Raw genomic sequence first — 24,369 nt, forward strand, 5'->3', positions numbered from 1 at the left:
GGAATGCTGTTGACGCATTTAGCCTAATCTGGACTCAGGCAGAGATTTGTAACAAAGGAAACGAACTGCACTAATTTTCACCGTAGCAGATGATTTTTGCGCCTTGTCGCTGCTGCGTGTGGTTGGTAAAGTAAGCGGATTTTCTTTTCCGCCCCAGCTTTCAGGATTATCCCTTAGTATGTTGAAAAAATTTCGTGGCATGTTTTCCAATGACTTGTCCATTGACTTGGGTACTGCGAATACCCTCATTTATGTAAAAGGACAAGGCATCGTATTGAATGAGCCTTCCGTGGTGGCCATTCGTCAGGATCGTGCCGGTTCACCAAAAAGCGTGGCTGCAGTAGGTCATGACGCGAAGCAGATGCTGGGCCGTACGCCGGGCAATATTGCTGCTATTCGCCCAATGAAAGATGGCGTAATCGCTGACTTCTTCGTGACTGAAAAAATGCTCCAGCACTTCATTAAGCAAGTGCACAGCAACAGCTTTATGCGCCCAAGCCCGCGCGTTCTGGTCTGTGTGCCGGTTGGCGCAACCCAGGTTGAACGCCGCGCAATTCGTGAATCCGCGCAGGGCGCTGGCGCCCGTGAAGTGTTCCTGATTGAAGAGCCGATGGCCGCGGCAATTGGCGCCGGTCTGCCGGTTTCTGAAGCGACCGGTTCCATGGTGGTTGATATCGGCGGTGGTACTACTGAAGTTGCCGTAATCTCGCTGAATGGCGTGGTTTACTCCTCTTCTGTACGCATCGGCGGTGACCGCTTCGACGAAGCCATTATCAACTATGTTCGTCGTAACTACGGTTCCTTGATCGGTGAAGCGACAGCAGAGCGTATTAAACACGAAATCGGTTCGGCTTATCCGGGCGATGAAGTGCGTGAAATTGAAGTTCGTGGTCGTAACCTGGCTGAAGGTGTTCCACGCGGCTTTACGCTGAACTCCAACGAAATCCTCGAAGCGCTACAAGAGCCGCTGACCGGCATCGTTAGCGCAGTGATGGTTGCGCTGGAACAGTGTCCGCCGGAACTGGCTTCCGACATCTCTGAGCGCGGAATGGTGCTCACTGGCGGTGGCGCATTGCTGCGTAACCTTGACCGTTTATTAATGGAAGAAACCGGCATTCCAGTCGTTGTTGCTGAAGATCCGCTGACCTGTGTGGCGCGCGGTGGCGGCAAGGCGCTGGAAATGATCGACATGCACGGCGGCGACCTGTTCAGCGAAGAGTAATCGGATGCAGGCAGGGGAAGCGTTTGTTTATCCTGCCTGGTCTGATACGAGAATACGCATAACTTATGAAGCCAATTTTTAGCCGTGGCCCGTCGCTACAGATTCGCCTTATTCTGGCGGTGCTGGTGGCGCTCGGCATTATTATTGCCGACAGCCGCCTGGGGACTTTCAGTCAAATCCGTACCTATATGGATACCGCTGTCAGTCCTTTCTACTTTATTTCCAATGCTCCTCGTGAATTGCTGGATGGCGTATCGCAGACGCTGGCCTCGCGTGACCAACTAGAACTTGAAAACCGGGCGTTACGTCAGGAGTTGCTGTTGAAAAACAGCGATCTGCTGATGCTGGGACAATATAAACAGGAGAACGCGCGCTTGCGTGAGCTTCTGGGTTCTCCGCTGCGTCAGGACGAACAGAAGATGGTGACCCAGGTTATCTCTACTGTTAACGATCCGTACAGCGATCAGGTTGTTATTGACAAAGGCAGTGTCAACGGTGTTTACGAAGGCCAGCCAGTCATTAGCGATAAAGGTGTGGTCGGCCAGGTGGTGGCGGTCGCAAAACTGACCAGCCGCGTACTGCTGATCTGCGACGCGACCCATGCGCTGCCGATTCAGGTGCTGCGTAATGATATCCGCGTTATCGCGGCGGGTAATGGCTGTACTGATGATTTACAGCTTGAGCACCTGCCGGCGAATACTGATATTCGTGTTGGTGATGTATTGGTGACTTCAGGTCTGGGCGGTCGTTTCCCGGAAGGTTATCCGGTGGCGGTTGTCTCTTCCGTGAAACTCGATACCCAGCGCGCATATACCGTGATTCAGGCGCGTCCGACTGCGGGACTGCAACGTTTACGTTATCTGCTTCTGTTGTGGGGGGCGGATCGTAACGGGGCCAACCCGATGACGCCGGAAGAGGTGCATCGCGTTGCTAATGAACGCCTGATGCAAATGATGCCGCAGGTGTTGCCTTCGCCAGATGCAATGGGGCCAAAACTGCCTGAACCGGCAACGGGAATTACCCAGCCAAGCCCGCAGCAACCTGCAACAGGTACTGCCGCTGACCGCTCTCCACAAAGGGCTACGCCGCCGCAGAGTGGTACTCAACCACCTGCGCGTACGCCAGGAGGGCAATAGTGGCGAGCTATCGTAGCCAGGGGCGCTGGGTTATCTGGCTCTCTTTCCTCATTGCGTTATTACTGCAAATTATGCCCTGGCCGGATAATCTTATCGTTTTCCGGCCTAACTGGGTTTTGCTCATCTTATTGTATTGGAGCCTCGCCTTGCCCCATCGCGTAAATGTGGGCACAGGTTTTGTGATGGGTGCCATACTGGATCTGATCAGTGGCTCCACGCTCGGTGTACGGGCGTTATCGATGAGTATCATTGCTTATCTGGTCGCGCTGAAATTCCAGCTTTTCCGTAATCTGGCATTGTGGCAGCAGGCGCTGGTTGTCATGTTGCTTTCGTTGGTTGTGGATATTATTGTTTTCTGGGCAGAGTTTTTAGTGATCAACGTCTCTTTCAGACCGGAAGTGTTCTGGAGTAGTGTAGTCAATGGTGTGCTCTGGCCGTGGATTTTCATGCTGATGCGCAAAATTCGTCAGCAGTTTGCAGTGCAATAAAGGTTTCTATGACTTCTCTGTATTTAGCTTCCGGTTCTCCGCGTCGGCAGGAGTTACTTGCGCAACTTGGCGTTTCCTTCGAACGTATCGTTACGGGCATTGAGGAGCAACGCTTTCCGCAGGAGAGCGCTCAGCAATACGTTGTGCGTCTGGCGCGCGAGAAAGCTCAGGCGGGCGTCGCGCAAACGGCGCAGGATCTCCCGGTGTTGGGGGCGGATACTATTGTGATTCTGAACGGCGAAGTACTGGAGAAACCGCGCGATGCCGATCATGCGGTGCAGATGTTGCGCAAATTATCGGGGCAGACCCATCAGGTAATGACGGCAGTGGCGATGGCCGACAGCCAGTACATTCTCGATTGCCTGGTGGTGACCGATGTGACTTTCAGAACGTTAACAGATGAAGATATCGCGGGCTATGTCGCCAGCGGTGAACCGTTAGATAAAGCAGGTGCATACGGTATTCAGGGGCTTGGTGGTTGTTTTGTCAGGAAGATAAATGGCAGCTATCACGCCGTAGTCGGCTTACCGCTGGTTGAAACGTGTGAATTATTGAGTAATTTTAACGCACTGCGTGAGAAAAGGGATAAACATGACGGCTGAATTGTTGGTAAACGTAACGCCTTCGGAAACACGAGTGGCGTATATTGATGGCGGTATTCTGCAGGAAATTCATATTGAACGTGAGGCGCGACGCGGAATAGTAGGCAATATCTACAAGGGTCGTGTAAGTCGCGTACTTCCGGGTATGCAGGCGGCTTTTGTAGATATTGGGCTGGATAAAGCTGCGTTTCTACACGCTTCTGACATCATGCCGCACACCGAATGTGTGGCAGGTGAGGAACAAAAACAATTTACGGTGCGTGACATCTCGGAACTGGTCCGTCAGGGGCAAGATCTGATGGTACAGGTGGTGAAAGATCCGCTTGGTACCAAAGGCGCGCGCCTGACCACGGATATCACGCTGCCATCTCGCTATCTGGTGTTTATGCCAGGAGCGTCTCATGTTGGGGTTTCCCAACGTATCGAAAGTGAATCCGAACGTGAACGCCTGAAAAAAGTGGTCGCCGAGTATTGCGACGAGCAGGGCGGATTTATCATCCGTACCGCGGCAGAAGGTGTAGGCGAAGCTGAACTAGCCTCCGATGCCGCTTATCTGAAGCGTGTCTGGACCAAAGTCATGGAGCGTAAAAAGCGCCCACAGACGCGTTATCAACTGTACGGTGAACTGGCGCTGGCGCAGCGTGTGCTGCGTGATTTTGCCGATGCCGAGCTGGACCGCATTCGCGTTGATTCACGGCTGACTTACGAAGCATTACTTGAGTTCACTTCTGAGTACATTCCGGAAATGACCAGCAAGCTGGAGCATTACACGGGGCGCCAGCCGATTTTCGATCTCTTTGACGTCGAAAACGAGATTCAGCGGGCGCTGGAACGCAAAGTTGAGTTGAAGTCTGGCGGTTATCTGATTATCGACCAGACCGAGGCGATGACCACCGTGGACATCAATACCGGGGCGTTTGTCGGTCATCGCAATCTGGACGACACCATCTTCAATACTAATATTGAAGCGACGCAGGCCATTGCTCGCCAGTTACGGTTGCGTAACCTGGGCGGAATTATCATCATTGATTTCATCGACATGAATAATGAGGATCACCGTCGCCGCGTACTGCATTCGCTGGAACAGGCGCTGAGCAAAGACCGGGTGAAAACCAGCGTTAACGGCTTCTCGGCGCTGGGGCTGGTGGAAATGACGCGTAAACGCACCCGCGAAAGCATTGAGCACGTACTGTGTAACGAATGCCCAACTTGCCACGGTCGCGGAACGGTGAAAACCGTGGAAACGGTATGCTATGAAATCATGCGCGAGATTGTTCGCGTGCACCATGCTTACGACTCCGACCGTTTCCTGGTCTATGCTTCTCCGGCAGTTGCCGAGGCCTTGAAAGGTGAAGAGTCGCACTCGCTGGCGGAAGTGGAAATTTTTGTGGGTAAGCAGGTTAAAGTACAAATCGAACCGCTCTACAACCAGGAGCAGTTTGACGTCGTCATGATGTAAACAAATGCTGGGCCGCCATCCGGCAAAGTTTTTTGAGTCACATTTTTAGCAGACAAGGAGTGACGGGTGAGGCGATTGCCGGGGATTTTACTGCTTACTGGAGCCGCGCTCGTTGTGATCGCTGCGCTGCTGGTCAGCGGCCTGCGTATTGCTTTGCCGCATCTTGATGCCTGGCGTCCAGAAATCCTCAATAAAATTGAATCTGCTACCGGCATGCCGGTAGAAGCCAGCCAGCTTTCCGCCAGCTGGCAGAATTTTGGCCCCACGCTTGAAGCGCGCGACATTCGCGCGGAGCTGAAAGATGGCGGTGAGTTTTCTGTCAAACGCGTCACTCTGGCGCTGGATGTCTGGCAGAGCCTGCTGCATATGCGCTGGCAGTTTCGCGATCTGACTTTCTGGCAACTGCGTTTCCGCACCAATACGCCCATCACCAGCGGTGGTGGTAATGATGGTCTGGAAGCCAGCCACATCAGCGACCTGTTTCTTCGTCAGTTTGATCACTTCGATCTCCGCGACAGCGAAGTCAGTTTCCTCACGCCATCCGGTCAGCGCGCCGAACTGGCGATCCCGCAACTCACCTGGCTTAACAATCCGCGTCGACACCGTGCGGAAGGCCAGGTAAGTCTCTCCAGCCTCACCGGGCAGCACGGCGTGATGCAAGTTCGCATGGATTTGCGTGATGACGAAGGGCTGTTAAGCAACGGTCGCGTCTGGCTACAGGCTGATGATATTGACCTGAAGCCGTGGCTGGGTAAATGGATGCAGGACAACATTGCGCTGGAAACGGCGCAGTTCTCCCTCGAAGGCTGGATGACGATCGACAAAGGCGATGTAACCGGCGGTGACGTCTGGCTGAAACAGGGCGGTGCCAGCTGGTTGGGCGAGAAGCAAACGCATTCACTGGCGGTAGATAATCTCACCGCACACATTACGCGTGAACATCCCGGCTGGCAGTTTTCTATTCCTGATACCCGCATCACGATGGATGGCAAACGCTGGCCGAGTGGGGCATTGACGCTGGCCTGGATACCGGAACAGGATGTTGGAGGAAAGAATAATAAACGCAGTGACGAACTGCGGATTCGCGCCAGCAATCTGGAACTGGCGGGGCTGGAAGGTATTCGTCCGCTGGCAGCAAAACTTTCACCTGCGCTGGGCGACATCTGGCGGTCTACGCAACCGAGCGGCAAGATCAACACCCTGGCGCTGGATATCCCGCTTCAGGCAGCAGACAAGACTCGCTTTCAGGCATCGTGGAGCGATCTGGCCTGGAAGCAATGGAAATTACTGCCGGGCGCGGAACATTTCTCCGGGACGCTTTCCGGTAGTGTAGAAAATGGTTTACTGACCGCGTCCATGAAACAGGCGAAAATGCCTTACGAAACAGTTTTCCGCGCACCGCTGGAAATTGCTGACGGTAAGGCGACCCTAAGCTGGCTGAATAACGACAAAGGTTTCCAGCTTGATGGCCGCAACATTGATGTTAAAGCCAAAGCCGTCCATGCACGCGGCGGTTTCCGCTACCTGCAACCGACTAATGATGAACCCTGGCTGGGCATTCTGGCGGGTATCAGTACCGATGATGGTTCACAAGCGTGGCGCTATTTCCCAGAAAATCTGATGGGGAAAGAGTTAGTCGATTACTTAAGTGGCGCAATTCAGGGCGGTGAAGCGGATAACGCGACGCTGGTTTATGGCGGCAATCCGCAACTCTTCCCCTATAAACACAACGAAGGTCAGTTTGAGGTGCTGGTGCCGCTGCGTAACGCGAAGTTTGCCTTCCAGCCGGACTGGCCTGCGTTAACTAATCTCGATATTGAACTGGACTTCATAAACGACGGTTTATGGATGAAAACCGATGGCGTCAATCTGGGCGGCGTGCGCGCGAGTAATCTCACCGCAGTGATCCCTGACTACTCGAAAGAAAAATTGCTGATTGATGCTGACATTAAAGGTTCGGGCAAAGCGGTTGGTCCTTACTTTGATGAGACGCCGCTGAAAGACTCTCTGGGAGCAACCCTGCAAGAACTCCAGCTCGACGGCGATGTGAATGCTCGCTTACATCTCGATATCCCATTGAACGGCGAACTGGTTACAGCGAAAGGCGAAGTGACGCTGCGTAATAACAGTTTGTTTATCAAACCACTTGATAGCACACTGAAAAATTTGAGCGGTAAATTCAGCTTTATCAATGGCGATCTGCAAAGCGAACCACTGACAGCAAGTTGGTTTAATCAGCCACTGAACGTGGATTTTTCCACCAAAGAAGGGGCGAAAGCCTACCAGGTCGCGGTGAATCTCAACGGTAACTGGCAGCCAGCGAAAACTGACGTTCTGCCTGAAGCGGTGAATGAAGCGTTAAGCGGCAGCGTGGCCTGGGATGGTAAAGTGGGCATTGAGCTGCCTTATCATGCTGGCGCAACGTATAACGTAGAACTGAACGGTGATCTGAAGAATGTGAGTAGTCACTTACCTTCGCCGTTAGCCAAACCCGCTGGCGAATCGCTGCCGGTTAACATTAAGGTCGATGGCAACCTCAATAGCTTTGAATTAACCGGACAGGCTGGCGCGGATAACCATTTCAACAGCCGCTGGTTGCTCGGTCAAAAGCTGACGCTCGATCGCGCTATCTGGGCGGCAGACAGTAAAACGCTTCCGCCGTTACCGGAACAAAGCGGTGTTGAGTTAAATATGCCATCGATGGATGGTGCCGAGTGGCTGGCGCTTTTCCAGAAAGGCGCGACGGATAAAGTCGGTAGTGCGGTGAGTTTTCCCCAGCACATTACGTTGCGTACGCCAGCGTTGTCGTTGGGAAATCAGCAATGGAATAACCTGAGTATTGTTTCGCAACCGATGGCAAATGGCACTCAGGTCGAGGCGCAAGGACGTGAAATCAACGCTACGCTGGCAATGCGCAATAACGCGCCGTGGCTGGTGACGATTAAATATCTCTATTACAACCCCAGCGTGGCGAAAACCAGTGGTGACACCACGCCGTCGTCACCTTTCCCAACTACGGAGCGCATTAGCTTCCGTGGTTGGCCGGATGCGCAAATACGTTGCGCAGAGTGCTGGTTCTGGGGGCAAAAATTCGGTCGCATCGACAGCGATATCACCATTTCTGGCGATACGTTAACGCTGGCTAATGGACTGATTGATACCGGTTTCTCGCGGCTTACTGCCGAGGGTGAATGGGTTAACAATCCGGGGAATGAACGTACCTCGCTGAAAGGAAAATTACGCGGGCAGAAAATTGATGCCGCTGCTGAATTTTTTGGTGTCACGACGCCAATACGCCAGTCGTCATTTAATGTGGATTACGATTTACACTGGCGGAAAACGCCGTGGCAGCCGGATGAGGCAACGTTGAATGGCATCATCCATACTCAACTGGGCAAAGGTGAAATTACCGACATCAGCACCGGACATGCCGGGCAATTGCTGCGCTTATTGAGCGTCGATGCTCTGATGCGAAAGCTGCGCTTTGATTTCAGGGATACCTTTGGCGAAGGTTTCTATTTTGACTCCATTCGCAGCACGGCGTGGATTAAAGACGGTGTTATGCACACTGATGACACGCTGGTGGATGGACTGGAAGCGGATATCGCCATGAAAGGGTCGGTAAATCTGGTACGCCGCGATCTGAATATGGAGGCGGTTGTCGCACCAGAAATTTCCGCGACGGTGGGTGTGGCTGCGGCCTTTGCGGTTAACCCCATTGTCGGTGCGGCGGTGTTTGCTGCCAGTAAAGTGCTGGGGCCGCTGTGGAGCAAAGTCTCCATTTTGCGCTACCACATTTCTGGTCCGTTGGACGCTCCGCAAATCAACGAAGTATTGCGCCAACCGCGTAAAGAAAAAGCGCAATGATTTGACGATGGCGCGTAATTGCCCCAATCTCATTAGATAATCGTTGCCAAAGGCCAACGAGTCGGAACATAACCGTAGGTCGGATAAGGCGTTCACGCCGCATCCGGCAGCCGTAAAAAATCCTCTACCGAAGTAACTAACGAGTAACAAAAACGATGAGTCTGAACCTGGTAAGTGAACAATTGCTAGCGGCGAACGGCCTGAAACATCAGGATTTGTTCGCGATTCTCGGTCAACTGGCCGAACGTCGCCTCGATTACGGCGATCTCTATTTTCAGTCGAGCTATCACGAATCCTGGGTTTTAGAAGACCGCATTATCAAAGATGGTTCTTACAACATCGATCAGGGCGTTGGCGTGCGTGCAGTCAGCGGTGAAAAAACCGGTTTTGCTTACGCCGACCAAATCAGCCTGCTGGCCCTGGAACAGAGCGCACAAGCGGCGCGTACCATTGTCCGTGACAGTGGTGATGGCAAAGTACAGACGTTGGGCGCGGTAGAGCATAGCCCGCTGTATACCTCGCTTGATCCGCTGCAAAGCATGAGCCGCGAGGAGAAACTGGATATTTTACGTCGCGTCGATAAAGTTGCCCGTGAAGCCGACAAACGCGTACAGGAAGTGACTGCCAGCCTCAGTGGCGTCTATGAATTAATTCTGGTTGCGGCCACCGACGGCACCCTGGCGGCAGATGTCCGTCCACTGGTGCGCCTCTCAGTAAGCGTTCTGGTCGAAGAAGACGGTAAACGCGAACGCGGTGCCAGCGGCGGCGGCGGTCGTTTTGGTTATGAATTTTTCCTTGCCGATCTCGACGGTGAAGTCCGTGCGGATGCATGGGCGAAAGAAGCAGTGCGTATGGCGCTGGTCAATCTTTCTGCCGTTGCCGCGCCTGCGGGCACCATGCCGGTAGTACTTGGCGCAGGCTGGCCGGGCGTGCTGTTACATGAAGCGGTAGGTCACGGTCTGGAAGGCGACTTTAACCGCCGTGGCACTTCGGTCTTTAGTGGCCAGGTCGGCGAACTGGTAGCATCTGAACTGTGTACGGTAGTGGATGATGGCACGATGGTTGATCGCCGTGGTTCGGTGGCGATTGATGACGAAGGTACGCCGGGTCAGTACAACGTGCTGATTGAAAATGGGATCCTGAAAGGTTACATGCAGGATAAACTCAACGCTCGCTTAATGGGTATGGCGCCGACCGGTAATGGTCGTCGTGAATCCTATGCACACCTGCCCATGCCGCGTATGACCAACACCTACATGCTGCCGGGTAAATCGACGCCGCAGGAAATCATTGAATCCGTCGAGTATGGCATCTATGCGCCGAACTTCGGCGGCGGTCAGGTGGATATCACCTCCGGCAAATTTGTCTTCTCCACCTCAGAAGCGTATCTGATTGAAAACGGTAAAGTGACGAAACCGGTGAAAGGCGCAACGCTGATTGGTTCCGGTATCGAAACCATGCAGCAAATTTCGATGGTGGGCAACGACCTGAAACTGGATAACGGCGTGGGTGTCTGTGGTAAAGAAGGGCAGAGTTTGCCAGTTGGCGTGGGCCAGCCGACGCTCAAAGTCGACAACCTGACCGTTGGCGGTACCGCGTAATCTATCCAGGCCAGTAAGCGTCGCATCAGGCATTGGTTGCCGGATGCGGCGTAAACGCCTTATCCGGCACGCACATGAATTACTTCTCTTTCCCGCGCCCGTGCATCTCCTGAAACAACTTACCGACCTCGACAAAATAATCCGTCAGTGAGTTGATCACGACCTGCACCTTCAGTGGCAGCTTATCTTTTTCGGTATACAGTGCATAAACCGGGCGTGGATCCGACTGATAACGCGGCAGCAGGATCTCCAGCTCCCCACGATTGATCTCATTGATCACCCACATCAGCGGTACATACGCGATCCCAGCGCCTGCCGTTAACCAGCGCACCAGCGTCATTGGATCATTAGTGACAAACCGTCCTTGTGGGATGAGGCGAGTCGAAATCCCTTCTGGCGCGATCAGTTCAAATTCATTGTCCGGACGCACGCTGTATTCAAGCCATGAATGGCTACTTAAATCGGCGGGTTTTTCCGGTACGCCATACTGTGTGAGATAACTTTTAGCGGCGCACACCACCATCGGCATCGCCCCCAGACGGCGGGAAAATAGGCTGGAATCCTGCAACGCGCCGACGCGGATCACGACATCCAGGCCGTCGGCAATCAGGTCGGGTGCAGGAATTCCGGTAACCAGATTGACGCTTAAACCAGGGTACTCTTTCAACATTTTTGCCGTCAGCCCAGCGAGAACATTTTGAGCCATAGTTGAAGAACAGCCAATGCGCAGCGTCCCGATAGGCGTGTTATTGAAGGCGTACAGTTGCTCATGGACATCCTGCACTTCATGGAGCATCCGACGGCAGCCCTGGTAGTAAATTCTACCTGCTTCGGTCAGGCCAATGCTGCGTGTGCTGCGGTTTAACAACTTTACCTGCAACTCATCTTCCAGTTTAGACACCGTCTGACTGATGGATGAAACGCTCATTTGAAGCTGTCTGGCGGCGGCGGTAAACGAACCAAATTCAACCACTTTGGCGAAAACCGACATGCGTTTTAGTCGTTCCATTATTCACTCTGACTTAAAAGTGATTTAGATCACATAATATAGATAACAGCATAACAGTTACGCTAATATATTAAATATCAATCTACAGCAATGTTGCTCTCGCCCGGCTTTCTATGCCCTTCTCTGCGGCGACAGATGCTGAAAATAATAACACCTGCTCTCTCTATACAACCAAGGTCAACATGAGTCTGTTTCCCGTTATCGTGGTGTTTGGGCTGTCCTTCCCACCGATATTTTTCGAATTGCTTTTATCACTGGCGATTTTCTGGCTGGTGCGCCGGGTCCTTGTGCCAACAGGTATCTACGACTTCGTCTGGCATCCGGCGCTGTTCAACACCGCGCTCTATTGCTGTTTGTTTTATTTGATATCGCGACTGTTCGTTTGAGGTTGAAGTGAAAACGCTAATAAGAAAATTCTCCCGTACGGCCATCACGGTCGTATTAGTCATTCTGGCCTTCATCGCAATTTTTAATGCCTGGGTCTATTACACCGAATCTCCGTGGACGCGTGACGCGCGCTTTAGCGCCGATGTGGTCGCGATTGCGCCGGATGTCTCCGGACTCATCACCCAAGTGAATGTTCATGATAACCAGCTGGTGAAAAAAGGACAGGTACTGTTCACCATCGACCAACCACGCTACCAAAAGGCCCTCGAAGAAGCAGAAGCTGATGTTGCCTATTATCAGGTACTGGCGCAGGAAAAACGCCAGGAAGCTGGACGTCGCAACCGTCTCGGCATACAGGCGATGTCTCGCGAAGAGATAGACCAGGCCAATAACGTGCTGCAAACGGTCCTGCATCAGTTAGCGAAAGCTCAGGCAACCCGCGATCTGGCAAAACTGGATCTTGAACGTACCGTGATCCGCGCGCCAGCAGATGGCTGGGTGACCAACCTCAACGTCTATACCGGTGAATTTATTACGCGTGGTTCAACGGCTGTAGCGCTGGTGAAACAGAACTCCTTCTATGTGCTGGCCTATATGGAAGAAACCAAGCTGGAAGGGGTACGTTCTGGGTATCGCGCAGAAATTACGCCGCTTGGTAGCAATAAAGTGCTGAAAGGGACTGTCGATAGTGTTGCCGCTGGGGTCACTAACGCCAGCAGTACGCGTGACGACAAAGGGATGGCGACCATCGATTCCAACCTTGAATGGGTGCGTCTGGCGCAACGTGTCCCGGTACGTATTCGTCTCGACAACCAGCAAGATAACATCTGGCCTGCGGGGACTACCGCTACTGTGGTGGTTACGGGTAAACAAGATCGCGATGAAAGTCAGGATTCGTTCTTCCGTAAAATGGCCCATCGCCTGCGTGAGTTTGGTTAATCACGATGGGTATTTTCTCCATTGCTAACCAACATATTCGCTTCGCGGTAAAACTGGCGACCGCCATTGTGCTGGCGCTGTTTGTTGGCTTTCATTTTCAGCTTGAAACACCACGCTGGGCTGTTCTGACTGCGGCGATTGTTGCCGCCGGTCCTGCCTTTGCCGCCGGTGGCGAACCGTACTCTGGTGCCATCCGCTATCGCGGCTTTTTGCGCATCATCGGTACATTTATCGGTTGTATTGCCGGGCTGGTGATCATTATTGCGATGATCCGTGCACCATTGTTGATGATTCTGGTGTGCTGTATCTGGGCCGGTTTTTGTACCTGGCTCTCCTCGCTGGTACGAGTAGAGAACTCCTATGCGTGGGGGCTTGCCGGTTATACAGCGCTGATCATTGTGATCACCATTCAGCCAGAACCGCTGCTGACGCCGCAGTTTGCCGTTGAACGTTGTAGTGAAATCGTCATTGGTATTGTGTGTGCTATTGTGGCGGATCTGCTCTTTTCTCCACGATCGATCAAACAAGAAGTGGATCGAGAGCTGGAAAGTTTGCTGGTGGCGCAATATCAACTAATGCAATTATGCATCAAACATGGTGATGGCGAGATTGTTGATAAGGCCTGGGGCGACCTGGTTCGCCGCACCACGGCGCTGCAAGGGATGCGTAGCAATCTGAACATGGAATCTTCCCGCTGGGCGCGTGCCAATCGGCGTTTAAAAGCGATCAACACGTTGTCGCTGACGCTGGTAACCCAGTCCTGCGAAACTTATCTCATTCAGAACTCGCGCCCGGAGTTGATCACTGATACCTTCCGCGAATTTTTTGACACGCCGGTAGAAACTGCGCAGGACGTCCATAAGCAGCTAAAACGCCTGCGGCGAGTGATTGCCTGGACCGGGGAACGTGAAACACCCATCACTATTTATAGCTGGGTTGCGGCGGCAACGCGTTATCAGTTGCTCAAGCGAGGCGTTATCAGTAACACCAAAATTAACGCCACTGAAGAAGAGATCCTGCAAGGTGAGCCGGAAGTAAAAGTAGAATCCGCCGAGCGCCATCATGCAATGGTCAACTTCTGGCGTACCACGCTGTCCTGCATGCTGGGGACTTTGTTCTGGCTGTGGACCGGATGGACCTCCGGCAGTGGCGCAATGGTGATGATTGCCGTCGTAACGTCGCTGGCAATGCGTTTACCTAATCCACGCATGGTGGCGATCGACTTTATCTACGGCACGGTAGCGGCGCTACCGTTAGGACTGCTCTATTTTTTGGTGATTATCCCCAATACCCAACAGAGTATGTTGCTGCTGTGCCTTAGCCTGGCGGTGCTGGGATTTTTCCTTGGTATTGAAGTGCAGAAACGGCGGTTGGGATCGATGGGCGCGCTGGCCAGTACGATTAATATTATCGTGTTGGATAACCCGATGACCTTTCAGTTCAGTCAGTTTCTCGATAGCGCGCTGGGGCAAATCGTGGGCTGTGTGCTGGCGTTCATCGTCATTCTACTGGTGCGGGATAAATCGCGCGACAGGACAGGACGCGTGCTGCTTAATCAGTTTGTTTCTGCCGCTGTTTCCGCGATGACCACCAATGTCGCCCGGCGTAAAGAGAACCATCTGCCAGCGCTTTATCAGCAGTTGTTTTTGCTGATGAATAAATTTCCCGGCGATTTGCCGAAGTTTCGCCTGGCGTTAACGATGATTATCGCTCACCAGCGATTGCGTGATGCGCCGATACCCGTGAATGATGATTTATCGGCATTTCACCGACAAATGCGCCGCACAGCGGACCATGTGATTTCTGCCCGCAGCGATGACAAACGCCGTCGTTACTTCGGTCAGTTGCTGGAAGAACTGGATATCTACCAGGAAAAACTACGCATCTGGCAAGCGCCGCCGCAGGTCACGGAACCGGTGCATCGGCTTACCGGTATGCTGCATAAATACCAGCACGCGCTAACCGATAATTAAGTCAAAGCCGACGCCAAAAGGTGTCGGTTGAGATTGCTGACATACTCCAAATTGTCTGATGCGCTACGCTTATCAGGCCTATATTGAATTTGCACCCCCTGGTAGGCCGAATAAGGCGTTCACGCCGCATCCGGCGTGAACAAAGTGCACTTTGTCAGTAATCAGAAACCGATGCCAAAAGCGTCGGTTTTTTCATGTCTATACTTAGCGATGAACGGCAGAACTCGCCGCGAAACGTGACGGTGGCAACAGATGAATATCTATAGCTTTGATTTTGATGAGATTGAGAGTCAGGAGGACTTTTATCGCGACTTTCGCCAAACCTTTGGTCTGGCGAAAGATAAGGTGCGCGATCTCGACTCACTGTGGGATGTATTAATGAACGATGTTCTGCCGCTACCGCTGGAGATCGAATTTGTTCATCTGGGAGAAAAAACGCGTCGGCGTTTTGGCGCGTTAATATTGCTGTTTGATGAGGCGGAGGAAGAGCTGGAAGGGCATTTGCGTTTTAATGTTCGTCACTAGCGCAAAAAAAAGCCCCCAAACCGGGGGCAATGTCGTCGGACAAGACGATGAGGGTTTATTTGTACAGTTCAGCTGTGGCGTGCCAGGTATCGCCGCTACGCGCTTCGGTAATCTGGTAAGCAGTCGCGCCTTTCTCTTCCGCTTTTTTGTTCAGCATTTCACGCATATCCATTGGAGAAGATGCTACACCGCTGACGGACACGGTGCCGATGGCTTCACGATTTTGAGCTTGTGCAGCATCAATGGAATCGGCAGCGAAAGCACCGAAAGAGAGGACAGAGAGCACACTTAATGCAGCAACAGTGGTTTTGATTTTCATGATTTTTACCTCGACATAATCTTTTAGCTGGGCCTTTGTTTCGTGACCCATATCACAAAATTAAGTATACACTAATTATTGAGCTAATTAATACCACGCTAACTGTTTCTATTGAGTGAGAATTGTTAAAAAGATTAATTTTTATAACAAAAGTGAATTAAAAATACGGGTGTTTAGTGGAAATAACATTCATTTCAATAAGATATGTGTTTTTGCAAAATGTGCGTTTTTTGCTCTGTGTATTTGTTGTGTGAATGTTTTGTCGCTATAAAACGCACTATTCGTTAAATGAATGGCAGGGAAAAGCAGGGCGATGAATGGAGAATGCAATATTTTCCCCGCCGCCAGAAGCGACGGGGCAGAGATTAAAGCTCCTGGTCGAACAGCTCTAAAATCGCTTCGTACAGGTCTTTGACGGTGAAACCTTTAGCAGGGGTGGTAAAGATGGTGTCATCACCTGCGATGGTGCCAAGAATACCTTCTGCTTTGCCCAGAGAGTCCAGCAGACGCGCAATCAACTGCGCCGCGCCAGGACTGGTATGTATTACAACAACAGCGTCGTTGTAGTCGATATCCAGCACCAGATTCTTCAACGGACTGGAGGTGGTTGGTACGCCCAGTTCAGCTGGCAGGCAGTAAACCATTTCCATCTTTGCATTGCGGGTACGTACAGCACCAAATTTGGTCAACATCCGCGAGACTTTAGACTGATTAATATTGTCAAAGCCTTGCTCCTGCAATGCGGCGACGATTTCGCCCTGGGAGCTAAATTTCTCTTCTTTAAGTAACGCTTTAAACGCTTTAACTAATTCTTCTTGCTTAGACGAGCTTCGCATAAGTCACCCGATATGGTGGTTGATACAACATTATTGTGCATACAGATGAATTTTTATGCAAACAGTCTGCCCTGGAGAAGGCTGAAATAATGTTATGAAAGAGCGGGATTTTATCAAATTTCGTGATTGAGAAACATGCCTGCGTCACGGCGCGCAAATTCCGCTTAAAAGTAAATTAATTGTTATCAAATTGATGTTGTTTTGGCTGAACGGTAGGGTATATTGTCACCACCTGTTGGAATGTTGCTCTGATGCATAAGCGGCTGTTAATTACGTAAGTTAGGTTCCTGATTACGTCAATTAAATGCATAAACGCCAAATTTGCGTGACTACACATTCTTGAGAAGTGGTCATTGTAAACTGTTAATTTGTGGATTAAGGTCGCGGCAGCGGAGCAACATATCTTAGTTTATCAATATAATAAGGAGTTTAGGATGAAAGTCGCAGTCCTCGGCGCTGCTGGCGGTATTGGCCAGGCGCTTGCATTACTGTTAAAAACCCAACTGCCTTCAGGTTCAGAACTCTCCCTGTATGATATCGCTCCAGTCACTCCCGGTGTGGCCGTCGACCTGAGCCATATCCCTACTGCTGTGAAAATCAAAGGTTTTTCTGGTGAAGATGCGACCCCTGCGCTGGAAGGCGCTGATGTGGTTCTAATCTCCGCAGGTGTAGCGCGTAAACCCGGGATGGATCGTTCCGACCTGTTTAACGTCAACGCCGGTATCGTGAAGAATCTGGTACAGCAAATTGCGACAACCTGCCCGAAAGCGTGCATCGGTATCATCACAAACCCGGTAAACACCACGGTAGCAATCGCTGCGGAAGTGCTGAAGAAAGCGGGTGTGTATGACAAGAACAAACTGTTTGGCGTCACCACGCTGGATATCATCCGTTCTAATACGTTTGTCGCTGAACTGAAAGGCAAACAGCCGGGTGAAGTTGAAGTTCCGGTTATTGGCGGTCACTCTGGCGTTACCATTCTGCCGCTGCTGTCTCAAGTTCCTGGCGTAAGCTTTACCGAGCAGGAAGTTGCTGATCTGACCAAACGTATCCAGAACGCGGGTACGGAAGTGGTTGAAGCGAAAGCCGGTGGCGGGTCTGCAACCCTGTCCATGGGCCAGGCAGCTGCACGCTTCGGCCTGTCTCTGGTTCGTGCGTTGCAAGGCGAAAAAGGTGTCGTTGAATGTGCCTACGTTGAAGGTGACGGCCAGTATGCTCGTTTCTTCTCTCAACCGCTTCTGCTGGGTAAAAATGGCGTAGAAGAGCGTAAATCCATCGGTACTCTGAGCGCATTTGAACAGAACGCGCTGGAAGGAATGCTGGATACGCTGAAGAAAGATATCGCCCTGGGCGAAGAGTTCGTTAATAAGTAATTGATTAACGAATAATAAAAAACCGGAGCAACGTCTCCGGTTTTTTGTTTTGAGCGCACGACTTAATTGGTCGCTGGATATTCCTGAATAGTGACCTGCAATGTCAGTTTTTTATCGTCACGCATCACCACCACCGGAATCACCGAACCTGGTCGAATTTCTGCCACTTGATCCATTGTCTCCAGAGCGGAGATTGCAGGTTTGTTGTCCACCGAGATAATCAGATCGTTGACCTGGATACCGGCATTAGCCGCCGGGCCATCAGGTGACACTTCATTAACCACAATCCCTTGCAGTTGATCGATACCACCACCTTGCGCGTGTAATGGTGCGATTTCGCGGCCGCCAATACCGATATAGCCACGAATAACACGTCCATCGCGGATTAGCTTATCCATAATTTTGGTTGCCAACTGGAAGGGAATGGCAAAACCGATGCCTTCTGGAGTTTCGCCATCGTTACTCTTATCAAACGACAGTGTGTTGATGCCCATCAGTTCGCCCAGCGAGTTCACCAGTGCACCGCCGGAGTTGCCGTGGTTAATGGATGCATCGGTTTGCAGAAAGTTTTGCCGCCCGGTCGGGTTCAGGCCGATGCGACCCGTGGCGCTGATAATCCCCTGGGTAATGGTTTGCCCGAGGTTGTACGGGTTACCGATCGCCAGCACTACATCGCCAATGTGCGGTATGCGACGAGAATTGATTGGAATGGTGGGTAAACCGCCAGTGGCATTAATTTTGAGCACCGCCAGATCGGTCAGTGAATCAGAGCCAACCAGCAGCGCTTCAAATACACGACCATCCTGTAAGGCGACGATGATCTGATCGGCGTCGTTGATTACATGTTTATTGGTAATGATATAACCACGTTGATCCATGATCACACCTGACCCTAGCGTACGGATCTCAAGCTGGTTGTGTGAGGATGTGTTCAAACCACGGTTATAGACATTTACCACCGCTGGCGCGGCGCGGCGGACCGCCAGATTATAACTGGCAGGCGTCTCGTCGGCACTGTCGAATTGCGGTGTGGAAAGCGGGTTAATGCTGCGCAGCGAAGGCATGGCAACCAGCAAAATAGCGCCGACAATTAATCCAATCGCAACGGATCGTAAGAGCTTCACAAACATGATGGAGGCGTCATTAAAAAAGGGAACGGCAGCAGCATATCACGAGTTAACCGGACATCACACGTCAGCCTGATGCCCGGTTTATGACATTAACGCATTAGCAGGTAAATGCTCTCATTACCGCGCATGATTTGCAGGGCAATAATTGCCGGTTTGGTTGCCAGTACTTTGCGCATCTCAGCAATCGAGTTCACCCGATTGCGGTTCACGCCAATAATTACATCATCTTTCTGTAAACCTGCCTGAGCGGCGGGGCTGTCTTTGACAACTTCGTCGATCTTAATGCCTTTTCCGCCATCTTTTAGCTGACTGTCACTCAACGTTGCGCCTTCCAGCGCCGGTGTAATCATCTCTGCACTGGCTGAAGACGATGTGCTGGTATCAAGCGTCACTTCCACTTCCAGCGGCTTGCCGTTACGTAACAGGCCAAGCTTCACTTTAGTACCAGGTTCAGTGGTGGCGATGCGGGAACGCAACTCGGCGAAGCTATTGAGCGGTTTGCCGTTGAGGCTGGTAATAATATCGCCTGCTTTTACGCCCGCTTTCGCCGAGCCAGAACCAGGCAGTACTTCACTGACAAACGCGCCACGTTGCACATCTAAATTAAACGCTTTGGCGATATCGGCACTCATTTCGGTACCTTTAATGCCTAACAGACCGCGTTTAATTTCACCAAAGTCGATAAGTTGCTGCGCCAGGGTACGCGCCATATTGCTGGGGATAGCAAAGCCAATCCCGACGCTACCGCCGCCAGGGGCAAGAATTGCGGTGTTAATACCAATCAACTCGCCGTTAAGGTTTAACAGCGCACCGCCGGAGTTACCCCGGTTAATGGAAGCATCGGTCTGGATAAAGTTTTCCAGACCTTCGAGATTTAACCCGCTGCGACCTAATGCGGAAACAATGCCTGAAGTCGCGGTTTGCCCAAGGCCAAACGGGTTACCGACCGCGACGGCAAAATCACCGACGCGTAGTTTGTCGGAGTCGGCAATGGCGATTTGCGTTAATTTGCTCGGATTCTGAATTTGTAGCAGGGCGATATCGCTCTGGTCGTCGCTGCCAATCAACTTCGCATCAAACTCGCGTCCGTCATTGAGCTGAATACTGATTTTCTGTGCCTGATTGATGACGTGATTGTTGGTCAGCACATAACCTTTATTGGCATTGATGATGACACCGGAGCCTAAACCTTCAAAGGGTTGCGCAGGTTGATCCGGTAAATCATCGCCAAAAAATTTTTTGAATTCTTCCGGGATTTTCTGTTCCTGGCTGGCAGTCCCTTCAACTCGCACGCTTACCACCGCGGGAAGCACTTTTTCCAGCATCGGGGCCAGGCTGGGCAATGGCGCCTGACCGGCAACCTGGCCGGGAATCGACGCGACAGCCTGAAACGGCGCCGAGAGAGTTAACCCGACACTTAACGCTAATGCACTCAACAGCTGGGTTTGTTTTTTCATTATTCCTGCTCTCGTACCTGAATGATAAGAAAAAGAGATTCAAAACAGTTTGATGTTATTGAATTTTCAGACGGCTAACAATGAGACACCAGATTAAATGATAGTCGGGGAGGGAGAGAAGAGGAGGGCGCAATGGCTGCGCCCGCAAAATAAATTAGTCGCGCTTTGCGCCAGTGCGCAGCAGGCCAGATGCGCCTTCAGAATAGTCACGCGGCATCTGCACCGGTGCCTGATCGTTGCTGGCTTCAGACTCAGCCAGACGATTACGGAACGGGTTTGCTTCTGCGGACAGTTCCGGCAGCAGGCTGCTGGAGCTTTTCGCCATGTGTTGATACAACTGGCGATAGTCATGCGCCATGGTATCCAGTAATTCCGCGCTGCGGGCAAAGTGGTTAACCAACTCTTCGCGATACTCGTCCAGTTCAGCTTTATTTTTTTCCAGTTCGTACTGCAACGCCTGTTGCTGGCGTAGTTTACGATTACCAAAACGCATGGCCACAGCACCAATAATGATGCCGACGACTAACCCAATTAGCGCATATTCCCAGGTCATGAACATCTCCCGTTGTCTTTTGTTTCCGTAGGGTGTTGGCTTCAGGCTCCATGCCTGCGGCTGATTATGCCACTATAACCGTTAATTCCACAGAAGTGGAATCCCGACTGCATATCGCGTAGTGTAGAACGGCCTTTTTTTCGTCAACCGTGAACAACGGCACACCGATTATTCAAGGAATAACAAGAACATCATGCAAAGCGTTACCCCGACATCGCAATACCTGAAGGCGCTCAATGAGGGCAGCCATCAACCTGACGACGTACAAAAAGAGGCCGTCAGTCGGCTGGAGATTATCTACCAGGAATTAATCAACAGCACGCCGCCCACTGCGAGGGCGAGTGGGTTAATGGCGCGAGTCGGTAAACTGTGGGGTAAGCGCGAAGAGGCAAGCAGTGCGCCGGTGCGTGGCTTATATATGTGGGGCGGTGTAGGACGCGGGAAAACCTGGCTGATGGACCTTTTCTATCAAAGTTTGCCGGGTGAGCGGAAACAGCGCCTGCACTTTCACCGTTTTATGCTGCGCGTGCATGAAGAACTGACTGCATTACAGGGGCAGACTGACCCGCTGGAAATTATTGCCGATCGCTTCAAAGCAGAAACCGATGTCCTCTGTTTTGATGAATTTTTTGTTTCGGATATTACCGATGCCATGTTGCTTGGCGGTTTAATGAAAGCCCTGTTCGCTCGCGGAATAACGCTGGTCGCAACGTCAAATATTCCGCCTGATGAGCTTTATCGTAATGGCCTGCAACGAGCGCGTTTTCTACCGGCTATCGACGCCATTAAACAGTATTGCGATGTAATGAATGTCGATGCAGGCGTCGATTATCGACTACGGACGCTTGCCCAGGCGCATTTGTGGCTGTCGCCGCTCAATGATGAAACCCGTGCGCAAATGGATAAACTTTGGTTGGTTCTGGCGGGGGCGAAACGAGAAAATTCACCGACGTTAGAAATCAACCATCGCCCGCTGGCGACAATGGGCGTTGAGAATCAGACGCTTGCCGTCTCTTTTACCACCTTGTGTGTCGATGCCCGCAGCCAGCATGACTATATAGCGCTCTCACGCCTCTTTCACACAGTGATGTTGTTTGATGTGCCAGTCATGACGCGGTTGATGGAGAGCGAAGCGCGACGTTTTATTGCGCTGGTGGATGAGTTTTACGAGCGCCATGTCAAATTAGTGGTGAGCGCAGAAGTGCCTTTGTATGAAATTTATCAGGGCGAGCGACTGAAGTTTGAGTTCCAGCGTTGCCTGTCACGTCTACAAGAGATGCAGAGCGAAGAGTATTTGAAGCGCGAGCATTTGGCGGGGTAAAACCTGCCATAAATCACAAAAAGGGGTCGATCTTTGACCCCGACTTCTCTATAATCCTGCGACCCCACGTTACAAGAAAGTTTTTTTTCCCGAAACTTTTTGTGTGCTGGCATAGGCTATTCGAAGGGGTAGGTTTGCCGGACTTTGTCGTGTGAACCTCAACAATTGAAGACGTTTGGGTGTTCACCAACGTGTAACTATTTATTGGGTAAGCTTTTAATGAAAACTTTTACAGCTAAACCAGAAACCGTAAAACGCGACTGGTATGTTGTTGACGCGACCGGTAAAACTCTGGGCCGTCTGGCTACTGAACTGGCTCGTCGCCTGCGCGGTAAGCACAAAGCGGAATACACTCCGCACGTAGATACCGGTGATTACATCATCGTTCTGAACGCTGACAAAGTTGCTGTAACCGGCAACAAGCGTACTGACAAAGTGTACTATCACCACACCGGTCACATCGGTGGTATCAAACAAGCGACCTTTGAAGAGATGATTGCTCGCCGTCCTGAGCGTGTGATTGAAATCGCGGTTAAAGGCATGTTGCCAAAAGGCCCGCTGGGTCGTGCTATGTTCCGTAAACTGAAAGTTTACGCGGGTAACGAGCACAACCACGCGGCACAGCAACCGCAAGTTCTTGACATCTAATCGGGATTATAGGCAATGGCTGAAAATCAATACTACGGCACTGGTCGCCGCAAAAGTTCCGCAGCTCGCGTTTTCATCAAACCGGGCAACGGTAAAATCGTTATCAACCAACGTTCTCTGGAACAGTACTTCGGTCGTGAAACTGCCCGCATGGTAGTTCGTCAGCCGCTGGAACTGGTCGACATGGTTGAGAAACTGGATCTGTACATCACTGTTAAAGGTGGTGGTATCTCTGGTCAGGCTGGTGCGATCCGTCACGGTATCACCCGCGCTCTGATGGAGTACGACGAATCCCTGCGTTCTGAACTGCGTAAAGCTGGCTTCGTTACTCGTGATGCTCGTCAGGTTGAACGTAAGAAAGTCGGTCTGCGTAAAGCACGTCGTCGTCCGCAGTTCTCCAAACGTTAATTGCTTTCTGCTTCGGCAGAATACAATTTGCGAAAAAAACCCGCTTCGGCGGGTTTTTTTATGGCTAAAGTCCGATTCCAGCCTCTTTTCCCTCTCTCTTCAGCATTATTCTCTTTTTAATAGTATTTTCCACGTACTGTAGAAAAGGATATCGCGATGGGATTATTTAATGCATTGTTTAACAAGAAAGAATCTTTAACGTTGTCGAATAAATGGGAGTTCTTTATTACAACAGTGGATGACCATGTCACGGGCATACGTGTTGATATCGGCGCCGTTCAGGATGAAAGATTTGATCGACTTAACCACACATGGTTCTTTCGTGTGCGTTATACCCATTGTTATGAAAACGGTTTACCGCAGCCTGATGAAACACAACGTTTAAATCGTATAGAGGACTGGCTTGAGGAGAGGGGCAAGGCATTACCGATTTGGTTGGTGGGGGTGGTAACACAAGAGGGCTGGCGCGATTTTGTTTTCCAGTCGGAAAAAGATCTGGACTGGGAAAGAACGCTGGATAAATTGCTCGCGGGTGGCCCGGAAGTCTCTTGCAGCTATAGTATGAGTAAAAACGATAACGGAAATTACTATCGCCAGTTCCTGTACCCGTCGAAATATGACTGGAACTGGATACACGATGCCCGCGTATGCCGTGGGCTGCTGGAACATGGTGACGATTTGACTCTTCCACGCACCATTGATTACTACGCGACATTGCCGACAGAAGCTGCTGCACGCGCTTTTGCGGAGGACGTGACGGAATTGCCATATGGCATTACGCTGGTGAGCATTCGGATGAACGACCAACAACCAGGGTATATGGCGTCATTTACGAACACTGATGCTCCTGAACAATGGCATATGACCGAAATTACATGTCAGCTTACCGATTTGGCTGAAAAGCATGGCGGTAGTTTTGATGGCTGGGGCGCACCGATAGCAACGGCGTAAAAGAGATAGACAACATTTCTGGTGGGGATTAAGTCAAGCATTTCAGACTAAGGAACATCTCTTTTTCCCCATTTCCGGCATCGACTCACCACAAAGGTCGCAAAATCTGGTAAACTATCATCCAATTTTCTGCCCAAATGTCGGGTATTGCTCGTTTTTTGTTTG

At 51.3% G+C, this 24,369-nt stretch carries 22 protein-coding genes; 16 read left to right on the top strand and 6 right to left on the bottom strand.

Going from position 1 to position 24,369, the window contains the following annotated elements; all coding sequences use genetic code 11:
• Window positions 1–178: 178 nt before the first annotated feature.
• The 7 genes from mreB (at window position 179) to tldD (ending at window position 10,375) form a co-directional block, all read left to right on the top strand.
• Entirely contained in the window at window positions 179–1,222 is a 1,044-nt protein-coding gene (gene mreB, locus FEK66_RS18615) for a rod shape-determining protein MreB (protein WP_000913396.1), read from the top strand.
• 65 nt (window positions 1,223–1,287) lie between these two features.
• Window positions 1,288–2,358, top strand: a complete 1,071-nt coding sequence (mreC, locus tag FEK66_RS18620) for a rod shape-determining protein MreC (protein ID WP_130204516.1) — start codon at window positions 1,288–1,290, stop codon at window positions 2,356–2,358.
• Window positions 2,358–2,846 carry a rod shape-determining protein MreD gene (gene mreD, locus FEK66_RS18625; protein WP_130204518.1) on the top strand — a complete coding sequence of 163 codons (489 nt, stop codon included), beginning with the start codon at window positions 2,358–2,360 and terminating at the stop codon, window positions 2,844–2,846. The genes mreC and mreD overlap by 1 nt, the downstream gene beginning before the upstream one ends.
• 8 nt (window positions 2,847–2,854) lie before the next feature.
• Window positions 2,855–3,448: a nucleoside triphosphate pyrophosphatase YhdE gene (gene yhdE, locus FEK66_RS18630; protein ID WP_130260185.1), complete on the top strand. Its 594-nt coding sequence runs from the start codon at window positions 2,855–2,857 to the stop codon at window positions 3,446–3,448.
• Window positions 3,438–4,907: a ribonuclease G gene (gene rng, locus FEK66_RS18635; protein WP_000123197.1), complete on the top strand. Its 1,470-nt coding sequence runs from the start codon at window positions 3,438–3,440 to the stop codon at window positions 4,905–4,907. The genes yhdE and rng overlap by 11 nt, the downstream gene beginning before the upstream one ends.
• A gap of 66 nt (window positions 4,908–4,973) precedes the next feature.
• Complete coding sequence (gene yhdP, locus FEK66_RS18640) at window positions 4,974–8,774, top strand: AsmA2 domain-containing protein YhdP (protein ID WP_135495208.1); 3,801 nt, start codon at window positions 4,974–4,976, stop codon at window positions 8,772–8,774.
• 155 nt (window positions 8,775–8,929) lie between these two features.
• Window positions 8,930–10,375, top strand: a complete 1,446-nt coding sequence (gene tldD / locus FEK66_RS18645) for a metalloprotease TldD (protein WP_130204524.1) — start codon at window positions 8,930–8,932, stop codon at window positions 10,373–10,375.
• Window positions 10,376–10,454: 79 nt separating this feature from the next.
• Here the strand turns inward: tldD and aaeR are convergent, their stop codons facing one another.
• Window positions 10,455–11,384, bottom strand: coding sequence for an HTH-type transcriptional activator AaeR (aaeR, locus tag FEK66_RS18650; protein WP_130204526.1), 930 nt, complete (start codon window positions 11,382–11,384; stop codon window positions 10,455–10,457).
• 182 nt (window positions 11,385–11,566) lie between these two features.
• On the opposite strand from aaeR, the gene aaeX reads away from it, so the two are divergent.
• From aaeX to FEK66_RS18670, 4 genes are all read left to right on the top strand, one after another.
• Complete coding sequence (aaeX, locus tag FEK66_RS18655; RefSeq protein WP_000051841.1) at window positions 11,567–11,770, top strand: p-hydroxybenzoic acid efflux pump operon protein AaeX; 204 nt, start codon at window positions 11,567–11,569, stop codon at window positions 11,768–11,770.
• A gap of 7 nt (window positions 11,771–11,777) precedes the next feature.
• Complete coding sequence (gene aaeA, locus FEK66_RS18660; protein ID WP_130223742.1) at window positions 11,778–12,710, top strand: p-hydroxybenzoic acid efflux pump subunit AaeA; 933 nt, start codon at window positions 11,778–11,780, stop codon at window positions 12,708–12,710.
• A 5-nt stretch (window positions 12,711–12,715) separates the two neighbouring features.
• Window positions 12,716–14,683 (top strand): p-hydroxybenzoic acid efflux pump subunit AaeB, encoded by a 1,968-nt coding sequence (gene aaeB, locus FEK66_RS18665; protein ID WP_130259118.1) that lies wholly within the window; start codon window positions 12,716–12,718, stop codon window positions 14,681–14,683.
• 252 nt (window positions 14,684–14,935) lie between these two features.
• Window positions 14,936–15,208, top strand: coding sequence for a barstar family protein (locus FEK66_RS18670; protein WP_001028998.1), 273 nt, complete (start codon window positions 14,936–14,938; stop codon window positions 15,206–15,208).
• Between the two features lie 55 nt (window positions 15,209–15,263).
• Here FEK66_RS18670 and yhcN read toward each other — a convergent pair whose 3' ends face one another.
• Both yhcN and argR read right to left on the bottom strand, forming a co-directional pair.
• On the bottom strand, window positions 15,264–15,527 hold the full coding sequence (gene yhcN / locus FEK66_RS18675) for a peroxide/acid stress response protein YhcN (protein ID WP_000695690.1): 264 nt from the start codon (window positions 15,525–15,527) through the stop codon (window positions 15,264–15,266).
• A 365-nt stretch (window positions 15,528–15,892) separates the two neighbouring features.
• Complete coding sequence (gene argR, locus FEK66_RS18680) at window positions 15,893–16,363, bottom strand: transcriptional regulator ArgR (RefSeq protein WP_064529494.1); 471 nt, start codon at window positions 16,361–16,363, stop codon at window positions 15,893–15,895.
• Between the two features lie 434 nt (window positions 16,364–16,797).
• Between argR and mdh the strand changes: the two genes are divergently transcribed.
• The gene (mdh, locus tag FEK66_RS18685) at window positions 16,798–17,736 is read left to right on the top strand and encodes a malate dehydrogenase (RefSeq protein ID WP_064529495.1); all 939 of its coding nucleotides are present in this window, start codon (window positions 16,798–16,800) and stop codon (window positions 17,734–17,736) included.
• 62 nt (window positions 17,737–17,798) lie between these two features.
• On the opposite strand, the gene degS is transcribed toward mdh, so the two are convergent.
• The 3 genes from degS to zapG all read right to left on the bottom strand — a co-directional run bounded on the left by degS (window position 17,799) and on the right by zapG (window position 20,876).
• Complete coding sequence (gene degS / locus FEK66_RS18690; RefSeq protein WP_064529496.1) at window positions 17,799–18,866, bottom strand: outer membrane-stress sensor serine endopeptidase DegS; 1,068 nt, start codon at window positions 18,864–18,866, stop codon at window positions 17,799–17,801.
• 89 nt (window positions 18,867–18,955) lie between these two features.
• Window positions 18,956–20,323 (bottom strand): serine endoprotease DegQ, encoded by a 1,368-nt coding sequence (gene degQ / locus FEK66_RS18695; protein ID WP_130204532.1) that lies wholly within the window; start codon window positions 20,321–20,323, stop codon window positions 18,956–18,958.
• A gap of 154 nt (window positions 20,324–20,477) precedes the next feature.
• On the bottom strand, window positions 20,478–20,876 hold the full coding sequence (gene zapG / locus FEK66_RS18700) for a Z-ring associated protein ZapG (protein WP_010345273.1): 399 nt from the start codon (window positions 20,874–20,876) through the stop codon (window positions 20,478–20,480).
• A 193-nt stretch (window positions 20,877–21,069) separates the two neighbouring features.
• Between zapG and zapE the strand changes: the two genes are divergently transcribed.
• From zapE to FEK66_RS18720, 4 genes are all read left to right on the top strand, one after another.
• Window positions 21,070–22,197 carry a cell division protein ZapE gene (gene zapE, locus FEK66_RS18705; protein WP_135495207.1) on the top strand — a complete coding sequence of 376 codons (1,128 nt, stop codon included), beginning with the start codon at window positions 21,070–21,072 and terminating at the stop codon, window positions 22,195–22,197.
• Window positions 22,198–22,416: 219 nt separating this feature from the next.
• On the top strand, window positions 22,417–22,845 hold the full coding sequence (rplM, locus tag FEK66_RS18710; RefSeq protein ID WP_000847559.1) for a 50S ribosomal protein L13: 429 nt from the start codon (window positions 22,417–22,419) through the stop codon (window positions 22,843–22,845).
• Between the two features lie 15 nt (window positions 22,846–22,860).
• Entirely contained in the window at window positions 22,861–23,253 is a 393-nt protein-coding gene (gene rpsI, locus FEK66_RS18715; protein ID WP_000829818.1) for a 30S ribosomal protein S9, read from the top strand.
• A 156-nt stretch (window positions 23,254–23,409) separates the two neighbouring features.
• A complete protein-coding gene (locus FEK66_RS18720) occupies window positions 23,410–24,204 on the top strand; it encodes a DUF695 domain-containing protein (RefSeq protein WP_135495206.1) in 795 nt (264 codons plus the stop codon).
• Window positions 24,205–24,369 lie beyond the last annotated feature (165 nt).

It is taken from the genome of Escherichia sp. E1130, from assembly GCF_005781065.1.
Classification (GTDB): domain Bacteria; phylum Pseudomonadota; class Gammaproteobacteria; order Enterobacterales; family Enterobacteriaceae; genus Escherichia.

What these genes read in the sequence shown, in the direction of transcription:
- mreB (WP_000913396.1), top strand. Translation starts at nt 179, where the DNA reads ATGTTGAAAAAATTTCGTGGCATGTTTTCCAATGACTTGTCCATTGAC.
- mreC (WP_130204516.1), top strand. Translation starts at nt 1,288, where the DNA reads ATGAAGCCAATTTTTAGCCGTGGCCCGTCGCTACAGATTCGCCTTATT.
- yhdE (WP_130260185.1), top strand. Translation starts at nt 2,855, where the DNA reads ATGACTTCTCTGTATTTAGCTTCCGGTTCTCCGCGTCGGCAGGAGTTA.
- rng (WP_000123197.1), top strand. Translation starts at nt 3,438, where the DNA reads ATGACGGCTGAATTGTTGGTAAACGTAACGCCTTCGGAAACACGAGTG.
- tldD (WP_130204524.1), top strand. Translation starts at nt 8,930, where the DNA reads ATGAGTCTGAACCTGGTAAGTGAACAATTGCTAGCGGCGAACGGCCTG.
- aaeR (WP_130204526.1), bottom strand. Translation starts at nt 11,384, where the DNA reads ATGGAACGACTAAAACGCATGTCGGTTTTCGCCAAAGTGGTTGAATTT.
- aaeX (WP_000051841.1), top strand. Translation starts at nt 11,567, where the DNA reads ATGAGTCTGTTTCCCGTTATCGTGGTGTTTGGGCTGTCCTTCCCACCG.
- aaeB (WP_130259118.1), top strand. Translation starts at nt 12,716, where the DNA reads ATGGGTATTTTCTCCATTGCTAACCAACATATTCGCTTCGCGGTAAAA.
- FEK66_RS18670 (WP_001028998.1), top strand. Translation starts at nt 14,936, where the DNA reads ATGAATATCTATAGCTTTGATTTTGATGAGATTGAGAGTCAGGAGGAC.
- yhcN (WP_000695690.1), bottom strand. Translation starts at nt 15,527, where the DNA reads ATGAAAATCAAAACCACTGTTGCTGCATTAAGTGTGCTCTCTGTCCTC.
- argR (WP_064529494.1), bottom strand. Translation starts at nt 16,363, where the DNA reads ATGCGAAGCTCGTCTAAGCAAGAAGAATTAGTTAAAGCGTTTAAAGCG.
- mdh (WP_064529495.1), top strand. Translation starts at nt 16,798, where the DNA reads ATGAAAGTCGCAGTCCTCGGCGCTGCTGGCGGTATTGGCCAGGCGCTT.
- degS (WP_064529496.1), bottom strand. Translation starts at nt 18,866, where the DNA reads ATGTTTGTGAAGCTCTTACGATCCGTTGCGATTGGATTAATTGTCGGC.
- degQ (WP_130204532.1), bottom strand. Translation starts at nt 20,323, where the DNA reads ATGAAAAAACAAACCCAGCTGTTGAGTGCATTAGCGTTAAGTGTCGGG.
- zapG (WP_010345273.1), bottom strand. Translation starts at nt 20,876, where the DNA reads ATGACCTGGGAATATGCGCTAATTGGGTTAGTCGTCGGCATCATTATT.
- zapE (WP_135495207.1), top strand. Translation starts at nt 21,070, where the DNA reads ATGCAAAGCGTTACCCCGACATCGCAATACCTGAAGGCGCTCAATGAG.
- rplM (WP_000847559.1), top strand. Translation starts at nt 22,417, where the DNA reads ATGAAAACTTTTACAGCTAAACCAGAAACCGTAAAACGCGACTGGTAT.
- rpsI (WP_000829818.1), top strand. Translation starts at nt 22,861, where the DNA reads ATGGCTGAAAATCAATACTACGGCACTGGTCGCCGCAAAAGTTCCGCA.
- FEK66_RS18720 (WP_135495206.1), top strand. Translation starts at nt 23,410, where the DNA reads ATGGGATTATTTAATGCATTGTTTAACAAGAAAGAATCTTTAACGTTG.